At 71.9% G+C, this 22,761-nt stretch carries 22 protein-coding genes; 9 read left to right on the top strand and 13 right to left on the bottom strand.

The features are described 5' to 3' along the window. Position 1: 1 nt before the first annotated feature. The 5 genes from ACQKIP_RS06260 to ACQKIP_RS06280 all read left to right on the top strand — a co-directional run bounded on the left by ACQKIP_RS06260 (position 2) and on the right by ACQKIP_RS06280 (position 4,499). On the top strand, positions 2–1,084 hold the full coding sequence (locus ACQKIP_RS06260; protein ID WP_365866682.1) for an ABC transporter permease: 1,083 nt from the start codon (positions 2–4) through the stop codon (positions 1,082–1,084). Next, on the top strand, positions 1,081–2,004 hold the full coding sequence (locus ACQKIP_RS06265) for an ABC transporter permease (protein WP_365866680.1): 924 nt from the start codon (positions 1,081–1,083) through the stop codon (positions 2,002–2,004). The genes ACQKIP_RS06260 and ACQKIP_RS06265 overlap by 4 nt, the downstream gene beginning before the upstream one ends. Continuing rightward, a complete protein-coding gene (locus tag ACQKIP_RS06270; RefSeq protein WP_427742316.1) occupies positions 2,001–3,044 on the top strand; it encodes an ABC transporter ATP-binding protein in 1,044 nt (347 codons plus the stop codon). The genes ACQKIP_RS06265 and ACQKIP_RS06270 overlap by 4 nt, the downstream gene beginning before the upstream one ends. Positions 3,045–3,099: 55 nt before the next feature. Further along, on the top strand, positions 3,100–4,116 hold the full coding sequence (locus tag ACQKIP_RS06275; protein ID WP_365866678.1) for an ABC transporter ATP-binding protein: 1,017 nt from the start codon (positions 3,100–3,102) through the stop codon (positions 4,114–4,116). 185 nt (positions 4,117–4,301) lie between these two features. Further along, positions 4,302–4,499 (top strand): hypothetical protein, encoded by a 198-nt coding sequence (locus tag ACQKIP_RS06280; protein WP_365866676.1) that lies wholly within the window; start codon positions 4,302–4,304, stop codon positions 4,497–4,499. A gap of 103 nt (positions 4,500–4,602) precedes the next feature. Here ACQKIP_RS06280 and ACQKIP_RS06285 read toward each other — a convergent pair whose 3' ends face one another. Next, positions 4,603–4,788, bottom strand: a complete 186-nt coding sequence (locus ACQKIP_RS06285; protein WP_365866709.1) for a hypothetical protein — start codon at positions 4,786–4,788, stop codon at positions 4,603–4,605. 274 nt (positions 4,789–5,062) lie between these two features. Between ACQKIP_RS06285 and ACQKIP_RS06290 the strand changes: the two genes are divergently transcribed. Beyond that, on the top strand, positions 5,063–5,263 hold the full coding sequence (locus ACQKIP_RS06290; RefSeq protein ID WP_365866674.1) for a hypothetical protein: 201 nt from the start codon (positions 5,063–5,065) through the stop codon (positions 5,261–5,263). A 10-nt stretch (positions 5,264–5,273) separates the two neighbouring features. Here ACQKIP_RS06290 and ACQKIP_RS06295 read toward each other — a convergent pair whose 3' ends face one another. The 9 genes from ACQKIP_RS06295 to rimP form a co-directional block, all read right to left on the bottom strand. After that, a complete protein-coding gene (locus ACQKIP_RS06295) occupies positions 5,274–6,224 on the bottom strand; it encodes a bifunctional riboflavin kinase/FAD synthetase (RefSeq protein WP_365866673.1) in 951 nt (316 codons plus the stop codon). Positions 6,225–6,339: 115 nt separating this feature from the next. Continuing rightward, positions 6,340–9,846, bottom strand: coding sequence for a trypsin-like peptidase domain-containing protein (locus tag ACQKIP_RS06300; protein WP_365866671.1), 3,507 nt, complete (start codon positions 9,844–9,846; stop codon positions 6,340–6,342). A 293-nt stretch (positions 9,847–10,139) separates the two neighbouring features. Next, positions 10,140–11,048 carry a tRNA pseudouridine(55) synthase TruB gene (gene truB, locus ACQKIP_RS06305; protein ID WP_365866669.1) on the bottom strand — a complete coding sequence of 303 codons (909 nt, stop codon included), beginning with the start codon at positions 11,046–11,048 and terminating at the stop codon, positions 10,140–10,142. After that, positions 11,045–11,506, bottom strand: coding sequence for a 30S ribosome-binding factor RbfA (gene rbfA / locus ACQKIP_RS06310; protein WP_365866667.1), 462 nt, complete (start codon positions 11,504–11,506; stop codon positions 11,045–11,047). Before rbfA ends, truB begins: the two co-directional genes overlap by 4 nt. Before the next feature lie 32 nt (positions 11,507–11,538). Then, positions 11,539–11,832, bottom strand: a complete 294-nt coding sequence (locus ACQKIP_RS06315; protein WP_365866665.1) for a DUF503 domain-containing protein — start codon at positions 11,830–11,832, stop codon at positions 11,539–11,541. A 139-nt stretch (positions 11,833–11,971) separates the two neighbouring features. After that, positions 11,972–15,124 (bottom strand): translation initiation factor IF-2, encoded by a 3,153-nt coding sequence (gene infB / locus ACQKIP_RS06320; RefSeq protein WP_365866663.1) that lies wholly within the window; start codon positions 15,122–15,124, stop codon positions 11,972–11,974. Positions 15,125–15,269: 145 nt separating this feature from the next. Further along, on the bottom strand, positions 15,270–15,560 hold the full coding sequence (locus ACQKIP_RS06325) for a YlxR family protein (protein WP_363212628.1): 291 nt from the start codon (positions 15,558–15,560) through the stop codon (positions 15,270–15,272). A gap of 98 nt (positions 15,561–15,658) precedes the next feature. After that, positions 15,659–16,657: a transcription termination factor NusA gene (nusA, locus tag ACQKIP_RS06330; RefSeq protein WP_365866661.1), complete on the bottom strand. Its 999-nt coding sequence runs from the start codon at positions 16,655–16,657 to the stop codon at positions 15,659–15,661. A gap of 2 nt (positions 16,658–16,659) precedes the next feature. Then, positions 16,660–17,157, bottom strand: a complete 498-nt coding sequence (gene rimP / locus ACQKIP_RS06335; RefSeq protein WP_365866659.1) for a ribosome maturation factor RimP — start codon at positions 17,155–17,157, stop codon at positions 16,660–16,662. A gap of 246 nt (positions 17,158–17,403) precedes the next feature. Here rimP and ACQKIP_RS06340 point away from each other — a divergent pair, with 246 nt between their 5' ends. From ACQKIP_RS06340 to ACQKIP_RS06350, 3 genes are read left to right on the top strand one after another with little or no spacing between them, the layout of a single operon-like run. Beyond that, entirely contained in the window at positions 17,404–17,955 is a 552-nt protein-coding gene (locus ACQKIP_RS06340; RefSeq protein ID WP_365866657.1) for a hypothetical protein, read from the top strand. Further along, entirely contained in the window at positions 17,952–18,419 is a 468-nt protein-coding gene (locus ACQKIP_RS06345) for a ferritin-like domain-containing protein (RefSeq protein WP_365866655.1), read from the top strand. Before ACQKIP_RS06340 ends, ACQKIP_RS06345 begins: the two co-directional genes overlap by 4 nt. A 34-nt stretch (positions 18,420–18,453) precedes the next feature. Next, complete coding sequence (locus ACQKIP_RS06350) at positions 18,454–19,347, top strand: aminoglycoside phosphotransferase family protein (RefSeq protein ID WP_365866653.1); 894 nt, start codon at positions 18,454–18,456, stop codon at positions 19,345–19,347. Positions 19,348–19,476: 129 nt separating this feature from the next. Here ACQKIP_RS06350 and ACQKIP_RS06355 read toward each other — a convergent pair whose 3' ends face one another. From ACQKIP_RS06355 to ACQKIP_RS06365, 3 genes are all read right to left on the bottom strand, one after another. Next, positions 19,477–21,174: a proline--tRNA ligase gene (locus ACQKIP_RS06355; protein ID WP_365866651.1), complete on the bottom strand. Its 1,698-nt coding sequence runs from the start codon at positions 21,172–21,174 to the stop codon at positions 19,477–19,479. Positions 21,175–21,243: 69 nt separating this feature from the next. Beyond that, positions 21,244–21,789 (bottom strand): GNAT family N-acetyltransferase, encoded by a 546-nt coding sequence (locus ACQKIP_RS06360; protein WP_361390091.1) that lies wholly within the window; start codon positions 21,787–21,789, stop codon positions 21,244–21,246. A gap of 83 nt (positions 21,790–21,872) precedes the next feature. Then, on the bottom strand, positions 21,873–22,721 hold the full coding sequence (locus ACQKIP_RS06365) for a GNAT family N-acetyltransferase (RefSeq protein WP_365866649.1): 849 nt from the start codon (positions 22,719–22,721) through the stop codon (positions 21,873–21,875). Positions 22,722–22,761: the final 40 nt, after the last annotated feature.

Here is a 22,761-nt window from a genome sequence, read left to right on the forward strand (position 1 = left end):
CATGACCGCTGACAGCAATCCCGCACTGCTCGACACCGAGGGCACCGCGGCGACCGACGACCCGGCATTCGCCGGGCCGTCGGCCCGCGGGCCCCGGGCCCGGAACACCCGCGCCTATCTCCTGTACGTGGCGGGCAAGCTGGGCGGCGCCGCCGTCTCGCTGTTCGCCGTCCTTGTCACCAGCTTCTTCCTGTTCCGTCTGATTCCGGGTGACCCGGTGAAGCAGATGACGGGCGGAAAGCGCGTGTCGGCCGAACAGCTCGACGCCATGCGCAAGGAGTTCGGCCTCGACCAGCCGATGATGACGCAGTTCTTCGACTACTGCGGCAAGGCCCTGACCGGCGACTTCGGCACCTCGTACCAGTTCCACACCCCGGTGATGGACAAGATCACCGACGCGCTGCCCGCGACGCTCCTGCTCACCGGCACCGCGTTCGTGCTCTACACCCTCATCGGCATCTGGCTGGGCACCCGCACGGCCTGGCGCAACGGACAGCTCGGGGACCGTGTCCACACCGGCCTCGCACTCACCCTCTACTCCGTGCCGTCCTTCTGGCTCGGGCTGCTCCTCATCATCACCTTCTCGGTGGGCGTGGGTCCCATTCCCGGACTCTTCCCGACCGGCGGGCTCGAATCCGGTGGCGAGACGGGCGTCGCGTACGTCATCGACGTCGCGCACCACATGGTGCTCCCCGTCATCACCCTGGTGGCGGTCGGGTACGCGCAGACGCTGCTGGTCATGCGCTCGTCGCTGCTCGACGAGATGGGCAGCGACTATCTGACGACCGCCCGCGCCAAGGGGCTGCGGGACGATCTCGTACGGCGCCGCCATGCCGTCCCGAACGCGATGCTGCCCACCGTCACGCTGATGTTCGTGAACCTCGGCACGGTGGTGGCGGGCGCGATCCTCGTGGAGACCGTCTTCTCCTGGCCGGGGCTCGGCGGGCTCTTCTATGCCGCGCTCAGCGTGCCCGACCTGCCCCTCGTCCAGGGCCTGTTCTTCATCTTCTCCGCTGCGGTGATCCTGATGAACACCCTGGCCGACGTGATCTATCCGTTGCTCGATCCCCGGGTGGGCCGATGACGACCGAATCCGCACCGACCACCCCGATCAAGAGCGCGCGGGCCCTCGCCCGGGCCCGCAGACGGCATTCGGCCGCCCGCTTCTGGCGCGAGTTCCGCACCCACCGGGCCGGTCTCGTCGGCCTGGGCGCGCTCGTCGTCATCGCACTCATCGCCGTCTTCGCGCCGGTCCTGGTCGGCTCGGACGCGCAGAGCGTGACCGACGCCCCCGGCGAGCCCATGGAGTCGCCGAGCGGCGAATTCCCCCTCGGCACCGACCAGTTCGGACGCGATCTGCTGGGCCTGCTGGTGTACGGCGCGCGGATGTCGCTGACCGTCGGACTGCTGGCCGCCGTCCTCTCGGTGACCATCGGCACCCTCGTGGGGGTCACCGCCGGGCACTTCAAGGGCTGGTACTCCACCGTCATCATGCGCGTCACCGACTGGTTCCTCGTGATGCCGACGCTGGTCCTCGCCATCGCGCTCGCCGCGGTGCTGTCGGGGTCGATCTGGACGATCATCCTGGCGATCGGCGTGACGACCTGGCCGACGACCGCACGCCTGGTCCGCGCCCAGACGCTGGCGGTGGAATCCCGCCCGTACATCGAGCGCGCACAGGCCCTCGGCGGCGGCCACGGCCACATCATGAGCCGGCACGTCCTGCCCAACGTGATGCCGCTCGTCCTCGCGCAGACGACCCTCGTCATCTCCAGCGCCATCCTCACGGAGGCGACGCTCGCCTTCCTGGGCCTGGGCGATCCCACCGGCGTCTCCTGGGGCGGGCTGCTCCAGGACGCGCGCGAGGCGGGCGCGGTCAGCGCGGGCGACTGGTGGTATCTCGCTCCGCCCGGACTCGCCATCGCCGTCGTGGCCCTCGCGTTCACGCTGTGCGGGCGCGCCGTGGAATCCGTGCTCAACCCCAGGCTGGGGGTCTCCCGTTGAGCAGTACGACCGAAGTGACGGAGACCGAAGTGACGGAGCAGCGCCTCCTCGACGTAAGAAACCTCGAAGTGACGTACGCGTCCGGGGCGGCCGCCGTGCGCGGCGTGAACCTCTCGGTGGACGCGGGCCAGAAGCTCGGCGTGGCCGGTGAGTCCGGCTGCGGGAAGTCGACGCTCGCCCTCGCGCTGCTGCGGCTGCTGCCCGCGGGCACGAAGGTGACCGGCGAGGTCCTGCTCGACGGCGAGGACGTCCTCGCCATGAAGTGGGGCCAGGTCCGCGCGGTCCGCTGGGCGGGCGCGTCGATCGTCTTCCAGGGCGCGATGCACTCGCTCAACGCGGTGCACCGCATCGGCGACCAGATCACCGAGCCGATCCTGCTGCACAAGAAGGCGACCCCGGCGGCCGCGCGGAAGAAGGCCGGTGAACTGCTCGAACAGGTGGGTCTGCCCGCCGCTCGCGCCGAGGCGTATCCGCACGAGCTTTCGGGCGGTCAGCGCCAGCGCGTGATGATCGCGATGGCGCTCGCCTGCGACCCGCGCCTGATCATCGCCGACGAGCCGACGACGGCCCTGGACGTGATGATCCAGGCGCAGATCCTGCGCCTGATCGAGCAGTTGGTGGCCGAGCAGGACCTGGGTCTGATCATGATCAGCCATGACCTCGCGGTGCTCTCGGACACCTGCGACCGGCTCGCGGTGATGTACGCGGGCCGCGTCGTCGAGGAGGGCCCGGCCACCGAGGTCTACGAGAACGCCCGGCACCCGTACGGAAAGGCCCTCTCGGCGGCCTTCCCGCGCATCGGCGACGCGACGTCCCGCTTCGCGCCGCGCGGCCTGCCCGGCGATCCGCCCGACCCTTCGGCGCTGCCCACGGGCTGTACGTTCCACCCGCGCTGCGAGGTCGCCCTCGACTCCTGCACCACGGAGGACCAGGCGCTGCGGGACGCGGGCCCACGGCACCGCGCGGCGTGCGTGCACGCGGGCGCGCAGCTCCCGGCGCAGCCGACATCGGCACCGGCGACGGCGGAGCGGACGCCGTGAGCCCCGCCGGGCCGCGCCGAGCCCCGACAGATGACGCACAGAGGAGCAGCGACGCATGACCACCGATGATCCCCTGCTGTCGGCTGATCCCCTGTTGTCGGCGGGCGACCTGCACATCACGTTCCCCGGCCGCCGCGGCGCGCCGCCCGCGCGTGCCGTGGACGGCGTCGACCTCGACATCAAGCCGGGCGAGATCGTGGCCCTGGTCGGCGAGTCGGGCTGCGGCAAGACGACCCTGGCCCGTTCCCTGCTCGGCCTGGTCTCCCCCACGTCCGGCAAGGTGACCTTCGGCGGCAAGCCGCTCGACTACGCGAGCCGTGCCCTGAAGGCGTACCGCAAGCGCGTCCAGCTGGTCCTCCAGGACCCCAGCGGCTCCCTGAATCCGCGCCACACGGTGTACGAGGCCGTGGCGGAGGGGCTGCGTATCCACGGGTACGGGGGCGACGAGCGGGCCGCGGTGTCCGATGCCCTGTCACGGGCGGGTCTGCGCCCTCCGGAGCGGTTCTTCCTGCGCTATCCGCACGAGCTGTCGGGCGGTCAGCGCCAGCGTGTCGTCATCGCGGGCGCCCTTGTCCTGGAGCCCGAACTGATCGTCGCCGACGAGCCGGTGGCCTCGCTCGACGCGTCCGTACGCGGCGAGATCCTCGCTCTGCTGCTCAAGCTCCGCGAGGAACTGGGCCTGTCCGCGCTTGTCGTGACGCATGACCTGGGCCTGGCGTGGAACATCGCGGACCGGGTCGCCGTGATGTACCTGGGCCGCATCGTGGAGACGGGGACGGTGGAGGAAGTCCTGACGTCGCCCCAGCATCCGTACACGCAGGCGCTGTTGTCGGTGCTTCCGGAGGCTCCCGGCGAACCGGTGGTCCTCACGGGCGAGCCGCCGGACCCCTCCCGCATTCCGGGCGGCTGCCGTTTCCACGCCCGCTGCCAGGTGCTCGCATCGGGCGAGGCGGAGCGGGCGGGGGTGGCGGACCGCTGCCGGACGGAGGATCTGCCGGTGCTGTCCGGCGGGGGTGCGACGCAGGTGGCGTGCCATTGGGCGGCGGCGCGTCTGAGTCCGTCCGGAGTCTGATCGGGGTCTGATCGGGGTCTTGCCGGAACGAACGGCCGGGATGAAACGGGAATCTCGTGGCGGATCGTTACCTCTTGCACGTACGGGTGATACGGGGCCTATCGGGTGTGAGCGGTGGGGAGTTACAGAACGGTTCGGTTCGACCACGGACCGTAAGCAACTCCACCGAAGCGAAGGAGATTTCCATGCGCCGTTCCGCCGCCGTCATCCTCGGGGCCGTCGCACTGCTGGGGGCCCTTGCCGCGCCCGCGAGTGCCATCCCGGACCCCGTGGGAACCGTCGACTGCCTGACGCAGTCGGCCGGCGACGTCACCTCGCTGGTCGATCCGGCGAGCCCCGGCCTGCCCTCCGAGGTGCCGGGCGCGGCGTGCCTCGCCCCGTGATCCGGGCGGTCTGAACACACTTGCGTCGGCACGTACTTGCGCGGTCACCCGGGACCCGCGCAGGTACGTGCCGAGCACGAGCGGCTCGGTGCGTCGGGCCCGGTCAGCCCCACCTGTACCCATCACCGAAGTTGAGGGTGTGCTCGAGCACGTCCTCCATCGGGTCGTCGATCTGGCCGGTGCTGATCAGCGAAACATTGGGCCCGTTGTGGGAGTCGTGGTTCGTCTCATCGGCGTGCGCCGCGCCGGAGCACAGGACGGACGGCACCGCCGCCACCGCCGCGATCAGCGCCCAACGGGATGTGCTCTGGACCCAACTGCGGTTCACTGCAGCCTCCTTGGACCGTGCGAGTGCGGGCCGCCGATCGCGGCCCGCTCGCCGTGCGTAACCGCGGCGCGGCCGAGAAGTCACCGACGATCATACGAAAGGGTCGTCGGACGCCGGGGATCATGCGTCGCCCGTGTGGGCTAACCCGGCGTCCGGAGCGACCGCCGGAACCAACAAGAGCAAAAACCGCAAGAACCGCAAGAACCCGCAGAACCCGCAAGAAAGCAGAGATCGCATGCGTCATCGCCGCGTCCTGGCCCTCGCCCTGCTCGCAGCCCTCGCCCTGTCCGTCACCGCGATCACCGCGTCGGCCTCCGCCGCACAGCACAGGGGGCCCTACGCCACCCCGCTGCCGCCGGTCGATTCGCTGATCACCGAGGGAGTCACCGTCGAAGGCCCGCTGGTCAACAGCATCAACCTGCCTCAGCTCCGATAGCCGGGACGCTCTACTCGGGGGCGGCCTCGATCAGCTCGCGGGAGCGCTTCACGTCGTCCGCGATGGCGACGAGCAGCTCGTCGATGGACTCGAACTTCGCCTGGCCGCGCACGAAGGCCAGGAAGTCGACGGCGACGTGCATCCCGTACAGGTCGAGGCCGACGCGGTCGATCGCGTATGCCTCGACCGTCCGCTCCGTCCCGTCGAACTGCGGGTTCGTCCCGACGGAGATCGCCGCGGGCATCGCCTCGCCCTGGGCGTGCAGCCATCCCGCGTAGACGCCGTCGGCGGGGATGGCGGTGTGCGGCAGGGTCTCCACGTTGGCGGTGGGGAAGCCCAGTTCGCGTCCGCGCTGCGCACCCCGTACGACGACGCCCTCGACGCGGTGCGGACGGCCGAGGATCTCCGCCGCGCCCGTCACGTCGCCCTCGGCGACCAGGCGCCGGGTGAGAGTCGAGGAGAACGGCTCGCCGCCGCCGGCCTCACCGCTCACGAACAGGTCGATGACGTCGACCTCGTAGTCGTACGTCGCGCCGAGCTCGGTCAGGAAGGCGACGTTGCCCGCGGCCTTGTGGCCGAAGCGGAAGTTGGGGCCCTCGACGACCAGGCGCGCGTGCAGCTTGTCGACCAGGACCTTCACGACGAAGTCGGCGGGCGACAGCTTCGAGAACTCCGTGGTGAACGGCAGGATCAGGAGCGCGTCCACGCCGAGGTCGGCCATGAGTTCGGCGCGCCGGTGGTGCGGGGCGAGCAGCGGCGGGTGGCTGCCGGGGCGCACGACCTCGGAGGGGTGCGGGTCGAAGGTGACGACAACGGCGGGCACGCCGAGCTCACGGGCGCGTGCCACCGCACGGCCGATGATGAGCTGGTGCCCGCGGTGTACGCCGTCGTAGGAACCGATGGTGACGACGCTGCGCCCCCAGTCCTGGGGGATGTCCTCCAAGCCACGCCAGCGCTGCACTGTCTTTGCTCCTCGCCGAACCTGTGTACGTCTGGGTACGTCCCATTGCCGATTGCGCAGGTCTAAGACTGCCATGCCCGCGCGATCGGGATCGCATCGGAGGGGGTGGCGGGGGTCACGCGGGGACGCGCACTCCGGCGAGGTTCTCGATCATGCGCCGGGAGCTGGGGCCGACGAGGGCGGACCAGTCCTGCGGGTGCGCGCACATCCACCGGGCGACCAGGGCGGAGAAGCCCGGTACGGAACGGGCGAGCTCGACCAGACGCCGGTCGAAGCTGGTTGCGCCCTCCGGGGTGCGGACGAGCAGCGCGCCGGTGCGGTGCACGAGATCACGGACCCGTTCCTTGTCGTCGCCGCCCGCCACGGCGCAGAGCACGGCGTCCAGGACCTCCGGCTCCCGCTCGCCGCGGAGCAGCACCTCAAGGAGCTCGGTCCGCAGGGCGCGCGAGGCGTCGCTGCCGGGCGCGGCGACGGCCGCGGCGAGGGCGGCGCGCACCGGGGGCGGGCGGTGCCGCAGCAGGCCGGTGACCAGCGGCAGGAGTACGGGGCGGGCGCCGGGCCCCTGCTCGAACCGCAGGTCCAGATAGGCGGCCACGTGCCCCGCCAGGTCGGGGCGCAGCTCGAGCACGTCGTGTACGAGATCGGCGACCCGCCGGGCGAGCAGGGGCTCCGTCACGTCGGCCAGGGCCCGCAGTACGTCGCCCGGTGCGGGCCCCGGCCCGTACAGCCGGGTCCGGAAAGCCGCGAGCACCTGCTCCGGGTGGGTGTCCAGGGCGGCGGTCAGGGCGCTCGCGGGGAGCTGCGGGTCGCCGGCGGTGAAGCGCTTCAGGGCGGGCGGCAGGTGGCGCGCGCGGGTCTGCGGGTCCTGCACGAGGAGGGCGAGGGCGGCGCCGTGCAGGGTGTCGTCCGAGGTGCGGGCGAGCAGGGCGAAGGCCGTGTACCGCAGGAGCCTTCGGTCGGCGTCCGTGGCGGCGTGCGGGGCGGCGCGCAGGCCGTAGGCGACGGCGGCGACGTGGCGTGCGGGGCGTTCGTCGTGGACCCAGCGGTCCACCGCGCGGCAGAGGGCCGAGGGTTCCTCCTCCGCGAGGGCGGCGAGCAGTTCGTCGGCGCGGGGGTGCGCGCAGTCGACCAGGAGCTCGATGAGGGCGTCGATGGCTCGGTGCCGGTGGGTGTGGAGGAGCGCCTGGGCCGCGGATGCGACGGTGGCGTCGGGGGTGGCTTCGAGGGGGCGTTCGTCGGTGAACCACCGGGTCAGTTGTGGCTGCACCCTGGCCGGGTTCTCTGCCAGGAGTTCGGCTACCGCGTCCAGGCAGCGGCGTCCCTGCGGGGGGCCGGGCGGGGGGTCGTGGATGACTGCCGTGCGCAGCAGGTCGAAGCGGTCGTCGTCGGCGAGGGGCAGGGTCAGCCAGAACTCGGCGGGGTAGCTGCGCTGCCGGGCGAGGTCTTCGAGCAGCCCGAGGTAGGGCCCCGCGTCGCCCACCCGCGAGAGGGTCTCCCTGACCAGGTGACCGGCCCACCACCGGGCATCGTCCGCTGCCCCCGGCGGTGCGGGATCGTGGCCCGCGTCTCCCGGTTCATCGGCACCCGGCGGCGCTGGGGCGTTGCCCGCGTCCCCCGGTTCATCGGCACCCGGCGCCTGGGGTTGCGCCCACCCTGCGGAACGCCTGCCCACGCCGCCGGGGGCCGACGCAACCGGCGCCGGGCAGGACGCCGTGAACTGCGCCAAGTCCCGCAGCCGCGCCTCCAGTTCCCCGGGGCCCCGCTGGCGGCCCAGGAACAGCAGGGCCTGGATCACGGGACCGACCCGGTGCCGGGGCACCGGCAGGGCCGCCTCCCCGGGCACCTCCTGACGGTGCCGGTGCACGAGGGACCACAGAGCCCCGTCCACATCCAGATGCGTCCCCTGGATCCAGTCCGCGAGTTCCTCGTGCGCGAAGCGGTACCCGTCCCCGGCAGGGACGAGCAGCCCCTCCGTGAGGACCGCGGACGCCCATCCCGACCCCCACGGGAACACGTCCTCGAACGACGCCCGGTCGAGCTCCCCCTGCCCCGGCCCCAGAGACCGCCGCGCAGCCTCGTGCACCTGCCCGGACACCTTCGCCGCCAGGCGCCGTACGGCCGCGCCCCGAAGTCCGTTCGCCGCCGCGAGCCGCACCGCCACCCGCAGGCACAGCACGTCGAGGTAGGCCTCGAAGATCTCCTCGCGGTCCGGGCGCCCCGGCGGCGGCTCGTCCGGCAGGGCCGCCCGCACCTCGGCCAGCAGCCGCAGGGCGAGTGGATGCCGCGCATCGGCCCCGGCGAGCGCTCCGTCCGGGATGCCGTACCGCGCACGGGCGGTCCGCGCCTGCTCCTCGGGCAGATCCCCCAACTGCACGCACCCCGCCGAGAGCGCCGCGGGAAAGTGCGCCCCGGCCTCCTCCCAGTACTCGGCACGGCAGCCCACCACCAGCCGCGCGCCCGTCTCCCGCAGCCAGCCGGCCGTGCCCGCGCTCCACTCCGCGAGCCGGTGGGCGAGGACCGGCGGCATCTCCTCGGGCCCGTCGAGCAGCAGCAACAACGCCCGCCCCTCGTCCCGCACGAGCCGCGCGACCCGCCCCGCGGAGATGTCCCCGAGCCCGTCCTCCGCATCGGCGAGCGAGCCGTCCGCGGCCTCCAGGATCCGCCCGGCCCGCTCAAGGGCACGCTCGACGGCGTCGCCCACGCCCGTGTCCGCGCCCTGGAGGTCGGCGCCGCGCAGCCACAGCGTGGGGGCCGGTTCGGTGCCGCGCGCGCGGCAGGCCGCCAGGGCGGTGAGTTCCGTCGTACGGCCGGTTCCGGGGTCGCCGACGAGGCCGAGCACCTGTGCGGTTCCGGCGGTGAATTCGGTCAACTCCCGCGTGGTGTCCGGGCGTTCGACCGGTTCGAGGAGGGCGGGCCGCGGCCCGTCGGAGCCCACCGAGGTCGCCGCGAGGTGCAGCGCGCCCGCCAGGTTCAGATCGCAGCCGTACGCGGGAACGGTCGCCGCGTTACGGGCGAGGAGCTCGGCGAGCGGCCCTCCCGGATCGGCGGCGGCAGCCTCCCGCAGCGGCACGGCGAACCCCGCCGCGCTGTGCTCGCCGTGCAGCGCGGTCCCGAGGACGGCCAGCACGGCGCCGGACGAGACGTCGACGACAGGGCCGCCCGCGGCCCCGCCCCCGAGCCGCAGCGCGTCCGCGCCGTCCGTACCGATCGCCAGCTCCATGGCGCCGTCGAGCAGATGGAAGCGGTCCGTCGCGGTGTACGTCACCGGCGCCGGACCGAGGACCCGCGCCTCACGCCGGCCGCGCGCGACGAGGTGGACGTAGGTGCCGACGGGGACGGTGTCACGGATCGTGACGGGCAGGGGGCGCAGGCCGAGACCCTCCGTGCGAACGAGGGCCAGGTCGGCTTCGGGGAGGGCCACCACGGCGTCGGCGGTCGCCACGCAGACGCGCTCCCCCGCCGCGTGCAGCACGAGCCGCGCGAGACCGTCGACGGCTTCATGGCTGGTGATCACCGTGCCATGGTCGTCGGCGGCGAATCCCATCCCCCGCGGGCGCCCGGCCAGATCGCAGATCCGTACCAGGGCACGGTCGAGCGCCGTCGGGTCACTTTGTCCCGCCATGCCCGAACCTCCCGCGAACGCCCCGTATCTACTGACCGTAGGTCGGCGGTGATCAGCGGGACAGAACGCGTCGCGAACGCGCCCCCTTCCACTCCCTCATTTCACTCCGAGCGCCCACCTGATGGGGTGAATCGGCAGGGCGCGATGGATACAACTTGAGGTGGGGGGAGTTGCCGTGGAGCGGCGCGCTGCCACACGCACAGCTGTCCGCCGCTCCACGGCGAAGACCCGCGAACGGGCCGGCCCGGGCACGATCGGCCCGGGCGAAGCAGCCCTGGCGAGATCGCCCGGGCTCAGGCGAAGACGGCCAGGCTCTTGGCCTTGCCCTTCAGCTCCTCGGCAAGCACCAGGAACCGGCCCTCCGGGTCGAAGACGGCGACGGCCCCGACTCCCGCGTACTCCTCCGGCATCTCGATCCGTACGCCGTTGAGCAGCAGCCGCGCCCGCTTCTCGTCCACGTCCCAGCGCGGGAACGCGGCGGCGGCCGCATCCGCCACCGGCATCACCGTCAGCTCCTCCTGGAGCTGGTCGATGGTCTTGGCGGAATCCAGCTTGTACGGCCCGACGCGGGTGCGCCGCAGCGCCGTCAGATGGCCGCCGACCCCGAGATCCGCGCCGAGGTCACGGGCGAGGGCGCGGATGTACGTCCCCGACGAGCAGACCACCGACACGACCAGGTCGAGTACGGGGGTGCCGTCCTCGGCCACCGCGTCCCTGACGTCGTACACGGTGAATGCGGAGATCTTCACCGGGCGGGCGGGGATCTCGAAGTCCTCGCCCTCGCGCGCCCTGGTGTACGACCGCTTGCCGTCGATCTTGATGGCGCTGACCTTCGACGGCACCTGCATGATGTCGCCGGAGAGCTTGGCGATGCCCGCGTCGATGGCGTCGCGCTTGATGCCCGACGCGTCGGCGGACGAGGTCAGCTCTCCCTCGGCGTCGTCCGTGACCGTGTTCTGGCCGAGCCGGATCGTGCCGAGATACTCCTTCTCCGTCAGCGCGAGGTGGCCGAGGAGTTTGGTTGCCCGCTCGACGCCGAGGACGAGCACGCCCGTCGCCATGGGGTCGAGGGTGCCCGCGTGGCCGACGCGGCGGGTCTTGGCGATCCCGCGCATCTTGGCCACCACGTCATGCGAAGTGAAGCCGGACGGCTTGTCGACGATGACAAGGCCGTCCGGCGTCTTGTTGCCGGTGTTGCTCATGCGCGGGCGTCGCCGTCCGTTTCGTCGTCTGCCTCGTCCTCGGGCTTGCGGTACGGGTCGGCCCCGCCGGCGAACTCGGCGCCCGCGGACACCTCGCGCACCTTCTCGTCCGAGAGGCGGGCCTTGTCGAGGAGGTCCTCGATGGCCCGTGCGTTGTCCGGCAGCGCGTCCGCCACGAAGGTGAGGCTCGGGGTGAACTTCACGCCCGCCGCCGCGCCGACCGCCGAACGGAGGACGCCCTTGGCGCTCTCCAGGCCGGCGGCGGCCGACGCGCGGTCCTCGTCGTCCCCGTAGACCGTGTAGAAGACGGTCGCCTCCCGCAGGTCACCCGTGACCCGGGTGTCCGTGATGGTCACATGCGTACCGAGCCGCGGGTCCTTGATCCCGCGCTGCAGCTTCTGGGCAACCACCTCTCGGATGAGGTCCGCCAGCCTTTTCGCCCGCGCGTTGTCGGCCACTGCTCCGTCTCCTTCTTCGCCTTGCTGTGCAATCAGTCTTCGTCGCCGTGGAGCCTGCGTCGAACGGAGAGCAGCTCCACCTCGGGACGGGCGGCGACCATGCGCTCGCACCGGTCCAGTACGTCGGTGAGGTGCCCCGTCTCCCCGGAGACCATCGCCAGGCCGATCTCGGCCCTGCGATGGAGGTCCTGGTTCCCGGTTTCCGCCGCGCTCACCGCGTACTTGCGGATGAGTTCGGCGACGATAGGGCGGACGACGGAGCGTTTCTCCTTCAGCGAGCGAACGTCGCCGAGGAGCAGATCGAAGGACAGAGTCCCCACATACATGTGTGTCCGGATGTCCCGCCGGTTCGGGGTCGTGCCCCGCCAACCACTTGGCAGGGACACAAGAACCGTACACGGAACGGCCGGGGCCGATCGACGGGATTTCACTCCCCTCGACCGGCCCCGACATGAGCTGCGGTGATCAGCCTCGCGGCTTCTCGCGCATCTCGTACGTCGCGATGACGTCGTCGATCTTGATGTCGTTGAAGTTGCCGAGGTTGATACCGCCCTCGAACCCTTCGCGGATCTCGGTGACGTCGTCCTTGAAGCGGCGCAGACCGGAGATGTTGAGGCTCTCCGCGATGACCTTGCCGTCGCGGATGAGGCGCGCCTTGGTGTTGCGCTTGACCTCGCCCGACCGGACAAGAACACCGGCGATGTTGCCCAGCTTGGACGAGCGGAAGATCTCGCGGATCTCCGCCGTGCCGAGCTCGACCTCTTCGTACTCCGGCTTGAGCATGCCCTTGAGGGCCGCTTCGATCTCTTCGATCGCCTGGTAGATGACCGAGTAGTACCGGACGTCCACGCCTTCGCGGTCGGCCATCTGCGCGGCACGACCGGCCGCACGGACGTTGAAGCCGATCACGATCGCGTCGGAGCCGGTCGCCAGGTCGATGTCCGACTCGGTGACCGCACCCACGCCGCGGTGCAGGACGCGGATGTCGACCTCTTCGCCGACGTCGAGCTGGAGCAGCGAAGACTCGAGAGCCTCCACCGAACCGGACGCGTCGCCCTTGATGATGAGGTTGAGTTCCTGCACCAGACCGGCCTTGAGGGCCTCGTCCAGGTTCTCCAGGGAGAACCGCACACCCTTGCGGGCGAAGCGGACGTTGCGCTCACGGGCGGCACGCTTCTCGGCGATCTGACGGGCCGTACGGTCCTCGTCGACGACCAGGAAGTTGTCGCCGGCACCCGGCACGTTGGTGAGACCGAGGACGAGGACCGGGGTCGAGGGACCCGCCTCGCTCACGTTCTCGCCCTTGTCGTCGAGCATCGCGCGGACTCGGCCGTACGCGTCGCCGACCACCATCGTGTCACCGACGCGGAGGGTACCGCGCTGGACCAGGACGGTCGCGACGGCGCCGCGGCCCTTGTCCAGGTGGGACTCGATCGCAATACCCTGCGCGTCCTGCTCCGGGTTGGCCCGCAGGTCGAGCGAGGCGTCCGCGGTCAGGACCACGGCCTCCAGGAGGGCCTCGATGTTCTGGCCCTGCTTGGCGGAGATGTCGACGAACATCGTGTCGCCGCCGTACTCCTCGGCGACCAGACCGAACTCGGTGAGCTGACCGCGCACCTTGGTCGGGTCGGCACCCTCGACGTCGATCTTGTTGACCGCGACCACGATCGGCACGTCGGCCGCCTTGGCGTGGTTCAGCGCCTCGATCGTCTGCGGCATCACACCGTCGTTCGCCGCGACCACGAGGATCGCGATGTCGGTGGACTTCGCACCACGGGCACGCATGGCGGTGAACGCCTCGTGACCGGGGGTGTCGATGAAGGTGATCTTGCGGTCTTCGTCGTTGACCTCGGCGGAGACCTGGTACGCACCGATGTGCTGCGTGATGCCGCCGGCCTCGCCCGCAATGACGTTCGTCTTGCGGATCGCGTCCAGGAGGCGGGTCTTTCCGTGGTCGACGTGACCCATGACCGTGACGACGGGCGGACGCGCCATGAGCGCTTCCTCGCCGCCCTCGTCCTCGCCGAACTCGATGTCGAAGGACTCGAGCAGCTCGCGGTCCTCCTCCTCGGGGCTGACGATCTCGAGGACGAAGTTCATCTCGTCCGCGAGAAGCTTCAGCGTCTCGTCCGGCACGGACTGCGTGGCCGTGACCATCTCGCCGAGGTTCATCATCACGCCGACGAGCGACGCCGGGTTGGCGTTGATCTTCTCGGCGAAGTCGGTCAGCGAGGCACCACGGGACAGGCGGACCGCCTGGCCGTTGCCCCTCGGCAGCATGACGCCGCCGACCGACGGGGCCTGCATCGACTCGTACTCCTGGCGCCTCTGCCGCTTCGACTTGCGACCGCGACGGGCGGGCCCGCCGGGACGGCCGAAGGCACCCTGCGTGCCACCACGGGCACCGGGACCGCCGGGACGACCACCGAAGCCGGGACGACCGCCGCCACCGGGACGACCGGCGAAGCCGCCGCCACCGCCACCGGGACCACCGGGACGACCGGCGAAGCCGCCGCCACCGCCGCCGGGACGACCGGCGAAGCCGCCGCCGCCACCGGGACGACCGCCGCCACCACCGGGACGACCGCCACCGCCGGGACCACGGCCACCGCCGGGACCGCCGCCGGGACGCGGGCCCGCGGCGGGACGCTGCGGCATCATGCCCGGGTTCGGACGGTTACCGCCGCCACCGGGGGCGCCGCCGGGACGCGGGGCACCACCCTGCGGACGGGGCATGCCGCCGGGCGTCGGGCGAGCGCCGCCCTGGCCCTGCGGACGAGGAGCACCCTGGCCGCCGCCCTGGCCCTGCGGGCGCGGGGCGCCGCCGGGACCGCCGGGGCCACCCTGGCCGCCGGGACGCGGGGCGCCGCCCGGACGGGGCGCCTGCGGGCGCGCCATGCCGGTGGAGCCACCAGAGGTGAAGGGGTTGTTGCCGGGACGCGGTCCTGCCGGACGGCCACCGGGGCGCGGGGCGCCGCCCTGGCCGCCGGGACGCGGGGCGCCCTGACGGTTGTCGCCGCGGTCGCCACGACCGCCCTGACCCTGACCGCCCTGGCCGGGGGCCGGACGGGCACCGGGCTTCGGGGCACCCGGGCGAGCACCCGGACGCGGGCCTGCCGGTGCCGAGGAGGCAGCCGGGGCGGCCGGCGGAGCGGTGAACTCCGGGGCGGCCGGAGCCGGGGTGACCGGCGCGGCGGGCGCGGCCGGGGCAGCCGGAGCTGCCGGGGCCGGCTTGGGCGTCGGCGGCTTGGGACCCGGGCGCGGGCCGGGGGTGGCCGGCGAGGCCGCGGGCTTGTCGGCCGCGGCGGCGGGCTTGGCCGCCGGCGGCTTGGGCGCGGCCGGACCCGGACGGGCGGCCTGCGCGGGAGAGGGAGACGCCGAGCCCGAGGGCGACGGCGGCTTGGGGGCGGCCTGCTTGCGCGGCGCCCCGGGCTTGGCGGCGGCCTTGCCGTTGCCACCGCCCTGGTTCAATGCGTCAGTCAGTTTGCGTACAACGGGCGCCTCGATCGTCGAGGACGCCGAACGTACGAATTCACCGAGTTCTTGGAGCTTGGCCATGACGACCTTGCTCTCTACGCCGAACTCCTTGGCGAGCTCGTATACCCGGACCTTAGCCACTTCGCTCCTTTTAGGTCCGGGTTACGCCGGACCGTCGCTACTTCATGGGCGTACTCATCGCGTGCTCATCGAGTGCTCATCGCAATCTCGACCTACTTCCAACTCGCGGAATACCAGGGCCGCGCGGGGTTCCGCGCGACCTTCCTTACGGTGTTGCCTGCTGGGCAACTGTCTCGACGGCTCGGCGCAAATCCGCCGTGTCGAGCGGGCCCGGGGCCCGGAAGGCCCTCGGGAACGCTCTGCGTCGGACCGCCAGGTCGAGACAGACCGGGACGGGGTGGATATACGCACCCCGGCCGGGCAGCGTACCGCTTGGATCGGGGGCGCAAGCGCCCCCTTTCGCCACGATGCGCAGCAGATCGCTCTTGGCCGCTCGCTCCCGGCACCCCACACAGGTGCGTTCAGGGCATGCGCGGGCTTGCGTCCGGCCAGACACGATTAAGTCTACCTCCCCGCACCGACCTCACCCCTTTGGGGCAAAAATCGAACGGCTGTTGTCTTGATCAGGACTCGATCAGGCCTCTCAGGACTCGATCAGGCCTCGGAGGAGCCCTGCGGCTGCTCGGTGTCCGGGCGGATGTCGATGCGCCAGCCCGTGAGCCGCGCGGCGAGACGGGCGTTCTGGCCCTCCTTGCCGATGGCGAGGGACAGCTGGTAGTCCGGCACCGTCACCCGCGCGGACCGGGCCGCGAGGTCGACGATCTCCACCTTGCTGACCCGGGCCGGGGAGAGCGCGTGGGCGACCATCTCGGCCGGGTCGTCCGACCAGTCCACGATGTCGATCTTCTCGCCGTTGAGCTCGGCCATGACGTTGCGCACGCGCTGGCCCATCGGACCGATGCAGGCACCCTTGGCGTTGAGGCCCGAGCGGGTCGAGCGCACCGCGATCTTGGTGCGGTGTCCGGCCTCGCGGGCGATGGCCGAGATCTCGACCGACCCGTCGGCGATCTCCGGCACCTCGAGCGCGAAGAGCTTCTTGACGAGGTTGGGGTGCGTACGGGAGAGCGTGACCGAGGGGCCGCGGACACCCTTGGCCACCCGGACGACGTACGAACGAAGGCGCAGGCCGTGGCCGTACTCCTCGCCGGGCACCTGCTCCTGCACCGGCAGGATGGCCTCGAGCTTGCCGATGTCGACGAGCACGTTCTTCGGGTCGCGGCCCTGCTGGACGACGCCGGTGACGATGTCGCCCTCGCGGCCCGCGTACTCGCCGAGGGTCGCGTCGTCCTGGGCGTCGCGCAGGCGCTGCAGGATGACCTGCTTGGCGGTCGTCGCGGCGATGCGGCCGAAGTCGGACGGGGTGTCGTCGAACTCCTTGGGCTCCTGGCCCTCTTCCAGGTCCGCCGGGTCCTCCGTCGCCCACACCGTGACGTGGCCGCTGTCGCGGTCCAGCTTCACGCGTGCGCGACGGAAGCTGCCGTCGGTGCGGTGGTAGGCGATGAGGAGGGCCGACTCGATCGCCTCGACCAGCAGGTCGAAGGAGATCTCCTTCTCCCGGACCAGACCCCGCAGGGCACTCATGTCGATGTCCACGGCTACGCCTCCTCTTCCTTCTTGTCCTTGCGGTTGAACTCGACCTCGACGCGCGCCTTGGCGATCTCGTCGAAGGTGAGCCTGCGGGCGGTGGGCTTGCGCCCCTTCACGCCCGGTACTTCCAGATCCACGCCTTCGTCGTCCACCTCGAGGATGCGGGCGGTCAGCTCGCCGCCCTCCGTCAGCTGGAACTTCACCAGGCGGCCGACGGCACGCAGGTAGTGGCGGTGCTCCGTCAGCGGGCGCTCGGCGCCCGGGGAACCGACTTCGAGGGTGTACTCCCCGTCGCCCATCGCGTCGCTCTCGTCGAGCTTCTCGGAGAGTTCGCGGCTGATCTCGGCGATCTGGTCCAGGTCCACGCCGTCGTCCGAATCGATCACGACTCGCAGCACCCGCTTGCGTCCGACCGAGGCCACTTCGATCTCTTCGAGATCCAGTTCCTTCGAGCTGACGAGCGGTTCCAGCAGTTCTCGCAGCCTCTCGCTCTGGGTGGTGCTCATCCGGGTGACTCCTCGGCCGCGTGTGCTGTTGTGGGATCGTCGTGTGTCAGGTCAAAGGGTATCCGGTCCCGAGGGGTGTTGCCGCCCGCCGTCCGGCCGCTCTGCGGACGCCGGGCGCCCGGCTTCGAGCCGCTCACGAGTACGAGGCACGGCCGAAGGTACGGTGATCACCGGGCTCCCGCCCGGCTTCGCCCGCCCACCTTCTGACTGCCTGCCTTTCTGGCCTTCCTGCCGAGGACGTCTGCCGTGCCGTCGTATCCCACCCCCTCGCACCCCCGCCAGGGTCCGCGCCGCAGGACTCTGCTGACCGGGGCCGCCGCCTCGGCGGCCGGGGCCGTGCTGCTGCCGGGCTGCTCGGACTCCGATTCCACCGACGCGGACGAGAATCCTTCCGCCACCGCACGACTGCGCGCCGGTGCCGCCGTGGACAGCAAGGAACTGCTCGGGCGGTATGACGCCGTCATCGCCGCGCACCCCTCGCTGGCCGGACGCCTAGGTCCGCTGCGGTCGGAGGTGAAGCGGCACGCGGCGGTCCTCGGCGAGGGGGCCGCTCCCCCGGCCTCGCCGTCCGGTTCTCCCTCCGCTTCCGGATCCCCCTCCGGGTCGCCCGCGCCGAAGCCCGCCGTCCCCGAGGACGAGAAGGACGCCGTGCGCGACCTCGCCAAGGCCGAGCGTGAGCTTGCGAAGCAGCGCGGGAAAGCCCTGCTCGACGCGCCCGCGGAGCTGGCGAGGCTGCTGGCTTCGGTGGCCGCCGCGGGCGCGGCGCACGCGTATCTGCTGACGGAGGGCGACAAGTGAGCGACACCAAGGACGAGTTGAAGGCGGTACAGGCGGCCCTCGGCGCCGAGCACGCCGCCGTGTACGGCTTCGGGGTCGTCGGCGGCCGGATCGGCGAGAGCCGCAGGGCCGAGGCCCGCACGGCGTACGACGCGCATCGCGCCCGGCGCGACGAGTTGCAGCGCGCCGTGCGCGACCTGGGCGGCGAGCCCGAGGCATCGGCCGCCGCCTACGCCCTGCCGTTCGCGGTGCCGGACTCCGCGGCGGCCGCGCGGCTCGCGACGCAGCTGGAGGAGCGGGTCGCGGGCGTCTACTCGGATCTCGTACGCGCTTCCACCGGCGCCCGGCGCGGGCGGGCGGCCGAGGCGCTGCGGGAGGCAGCGGTCCGTGCGGCGCGGTGGCGCGAGGGGAGCGTAGCCTTCCCTGGTCTCGCCGAGCGTGTCGCCGGGGCGGACAGCTCCGCACCGGCGACGCCCAAGGCGTAGGCCTCACGACCGTCTGGAAGGGAACACCTCGCGTATGGCTCTCCAACCGCCTCCGCGTCTCGTCACCGCTCTCGGCGAGACGGCGCAGGACGGCGACGACTGGCTGGAGAAGCTGCCCGAGGCAGCTGAAGAGGCCGCCGCTCTACGCGAGTTGACCGTCGAACGGGTCCATGTGCCCGGCGGGCGCAGCAGCCTCGTCGTCCTGGTGCGGTGCGCCGACGGCACGCCCGCGGTGCTCAAGCTGGTACCGCCGAGGTCGCGTCCCGCCGGCGAGCGGGCCGCGCTCGCGCACTGGGGCGGGTTCGGTGCCGTACGGCTCCTCGATCCCGCCGCGTCGGACGGGGCGCTCCTGCTCGAGCGGCTGCACCGCGATGTCTCGGTCCGTTCGCTGCCCGAGGCCAAGGCCCTGCTCGAAGCGGCGGGCACGCTGCGCCGGCTGTGGGTGGAGCCGCCCGCCGAGCACCGTTTCGAGACGGTCGCCGAGCGGACGGGGCGGCAGGCCGACGCGATGCGGGCGTCCGCGGACGCGGAGGTCGCACCGCTGGTCGACGCGGCGCTCGCGGCGCGGGACGAGTTGCTGGGCGGGGACGCGGAGGTGCGGCTGCTGCACGGCACCTTCCGGCAGAGCAAGGTGCTCCAGGGGGATCGGGTGCCGTGGCTGGCCGTGGGGCCTGATCCAGTGGTGGGCGAGTGTGCGTTCGACCTGGCGCGTCTGGTGCGGGACCGGGTGGAGGACCTGATCGCCTCGCCCTCCGGGGCGTCGATCACCCGCCGCCGGGTGAAGAAGCTGGCCGAGTCCCTGGACGTGGATCAGGAGCGGCTGCGGGGGTGGACCCTGTTCCGGGCCGTGGAGTCCGGGGTGCGGGCACGGCGGGTGGGCCGTGAGCAGGATGCGGAGCTGCTGCTGGAGTTCGCGGGGTGGTTGTAGGGGCGGTCCCTGCGGGGCTTTCCCCCATCCCGCCCTTTCCCGGAAACCCGGCTCCGCCGGGACCGATGCTTACCGTCGGTCACCGGCTTCGCCGGGTTCGTCCTCAATCGCCGGACAGGCTGAAATACCTCAGGCGGTCAGCCGCGCAACGGCCTCCGCCACCGTCAGCTCCTCGCGCTCGCCCGTGCGGCGGTCCTTCAGTTCCACGACTCCCTCGGCGGAGCGGCGGCCCGCCACCAGGATGGTCGGGACACCGATCAGCTCGGCGTCGGTGAACTTCACGCCGGGCGAGACGCCCGCCCGGTCGTCGACCAGGACCCGGACGCCCGCGGCGTTCAGCTGCTCGGAGACGTCGAGGGCGAGTTCCGTCTGGAGGGCCTTGCCCGCGGCCACCACGTGGACGTCGGCGGGGGCGATCTCCTTGGGCCAGCACAGGCCCTTGTCGTCCGCCGTCTGCTCGGCGAGCGCCGCCACCGCGCGCGAGACGCCGATGCCGTACGAGCCCATGGTCACGCGGACCGGCTTGCCCTGCTGGCCCAGGACGTCCAGCTGGAAGGCGTCGGCGAACTTGCGGCCGAGCTGGAAGATGTGGCCGATCTCGATGGCGCGGTCCAGCTTCAGTCCTGTGCCGCACTTGGGGCAGGGGTCGCCCTCCTCGACGACCACGACGTCGAGGTAGTCGTCGACCTCGAAGTCTCGGCCCGCGACGACGTTCTTGGCGTGCGTGTCGGCCTTGTTCGCGCCGGTGATCCAGGCGGTTCCCGGGGCCACCCGCGGGTCGGCGATGTAGCGGACCTTGTCCAGGCCCTGCGGGCCGACGTATCCGCGTACGAGATCGTCGCGGCCCTCGAAGTCCTCGGCCGTCACCAGTTCCACGACGGCGGGCGAGAGGTGCTCGCCGAGCTTGCCGAGGTCGACCTCGCGGTCACCGGGGACGCCCACGGCGACGATCTCGCCGTCGACCTTGACCAGGAGGTTCTTCAGGGTCGCGGACGCGGGCACGCCCAGGTGGGCCGCGAGGGTCTCGATGGTCGGGGTGTCGGGGGTGTCCAGGTCCTCGACCGGGCCGTGCGCCGAGCCGTCGGCGGTCTCGGTGACGACGAAGGAGACCGCCTCCGTGTTGGCCGCGTAGTCGCAGGCGGGGCAGTCCACGAAGGTGTCCTCGCCGGCCGGCGCGGGCGCCAGGAACTCCTCGGACGCGGAGCCGCCCATCGCGCCGGAGACGGCGGAGACGATGCGGTGGTCGAGGCCGAGGCGCTCGAAGATCTTGATGTACGCGGCGCGGTGCAGGTCGTAGGACTCGCCAAGGCCCTCGTCGGTCGTGTCGAAGGAGTACGAGTCCTTCATCTGGAACTCGCGGCCGCGGAGCACACCGGCGCGGGGACGGGCCTCGTCGCGGTACTTCGTCTGGATCTGGTACAGGATCACCGGCAGGTCCTTGTAGGACGAGCACTGGTCCTTGACGATCTGGGTGAAGATCTCCTCGTGCGTGGGACCGAGGAGGTAGTCCGCGCCCTTGCGGTCCTTGAGGCGGAACAGCAGGTCGCCGTACTCGTCGTAGCGGCCCGTGGCGTCGTACGACTCCTTGGGCAGGAGCGCGGGCAGCAGGACCTCCTGGGCGTCGATGGCGTCCATCTCCTCGCGCACGACGTGGGTGATGTTCTCCAGGACCTTCTTGCCGAGCGGCAGCCAGGACCAGATGCCTGCGGCGGTGCGGCGGACGTATCCGGCCCGGACGAGGAGCTTGTGGTTGAGCGTCTCGGCGTCCGCCGGGTCGTCGCGCAGTGTCTTGATCATCAATCGGGACATGCGCTGGACCTGGGCCATGGTGAACTCCTGCGTGGAAAGGGTGATGGGCAGGAGGTTACGCGGGCCGTGGGCGCGGGCGGAAATCGGTTAGGCGCCCGGCCGCCTGAGCGGCAGCGGGGCACCCATCACCGCGTACGGCCTCGATGCGCTGGGGAACTGGACGTTGCGGGCCAGGTCCGCGTAGCCCAGGGAGCGGTAGAGGCCGCGTGCGGGGCTCTCCGTGTCGATCGCGGAGAGGATCGAGCGGGGCTGGCGGACGGCGTCCGTGATGGTGGTGATCAGGGTGCGGCCGACTCCGCGGTTCTGGTGTCCGGGCTGGACGTGGAGCTCGGTGATCACGAAGGAGTCGTCGAGCCATCCGTCCAGGTCACCGGCGCGCAGATACGGTTCGACGACCGTGGACCACCAGTGGCCGCGGTCGTTGGGCATGCCGTAGACGAAGCCGACGAGCCGGCCCTCGGGGGTGGTGGCGCCAAGGGCGCGGGCGCCGGGGTAGGTGATGTGCCGCAGCACGATCTGCCGCCGTACGGACACCTCGTCGTCGCTGAGCCCGAAGGCGTGGGCCTGCACCCGCAGCGCTTCGTCCACGTGCGTGGCGAGGTCCAGGGGCCCGATCGCGACGTCGTCAGTCATGCGCCGAACTTTAACTCGCGGACGCGGGGTGGGTGAGGGGCGCGGTGCGGGTCGCGGGAGTCGCCGGGGGCTGGAAGGGGGAGCTAGAACAGGACGCTCATGAACGCCCCGACCTCCTGGAAGCCCACCCGCCGGTACGCCGCCCTGGCCGCGGTGTTGAAGTCGTTGACGTAGAGGCTGACGACCGGGGAGACGTCCGCGAGGGCGTAGCGCAGGACGGCTGCCATGCCGGGCGCCGCGTAGCCCTGGCCGCGGTACTCGGGGGCCACCCAGACGCCCTGCACCTGGCAGGCCTGCGCCGTGGCCGCGCCGATCTCGGCCTTGAAGATGACCTTGCCGTCACGGTCGAGGCGCGCGAACGAGCGGCCCGCGCCGACCAGTTCGGCGACGCGGGCCTGGTAGAGCAGGCCGCCGTCGCCGGCGAGCGGCGAGATGCCGACCTCCTCGGTGAACATCGCCACGCACGCAGGCATGATCGTCTCCATCTCGTCCTTGCGGACGCGACGGACGTACGGATCGGGGACGATGTCCGCCGGGAGCCGGTCGGTGACCATCAGGGGCTGCTGGGCGCGGACTTCGCGGGCGGGGCCCCAGGAGGGTTCGAGGAGGCGCCAGAGCTGGGCCGTGGGCTCGGCGGGGCCGACTATGGAGGAGCAGCGGCGGCCTGCCCTGCGGGCGCGGTCGGCGAAGGCGCGGATCGCTCGCGGGGTCGCGCAGATCGGGACGAGGTTCGCGCCCGCGTAGCAGAGGGACTCCAGCATTCCGTCCTGGTACCAGCCCCACATCTCGCCGCCGAGGCGCCAGGGGTCGAGGCCCGCGACCCGGACCCGTGAGGTCACGAAGGCGTTGGCCACCGGCTCGCGGTCGAGCACGGCGAGCGCGGCGTCCAGGTCACTCGGTTCAAGGACCCTGGTGGTGGTCTGAGTCAACACGTGCGGGGGCCTCATCATTACAGTCTGCTGATCTCCGCAC

The sequence above is a fragment of the Streptomyces sp. NPDC059900 genome, assembly GCF_050270335.1.
GTDB lineage: Bacteria > Actinomycetota > Actinomycetes > Streptomycetales > Streptomycetaceae > Streptomyces.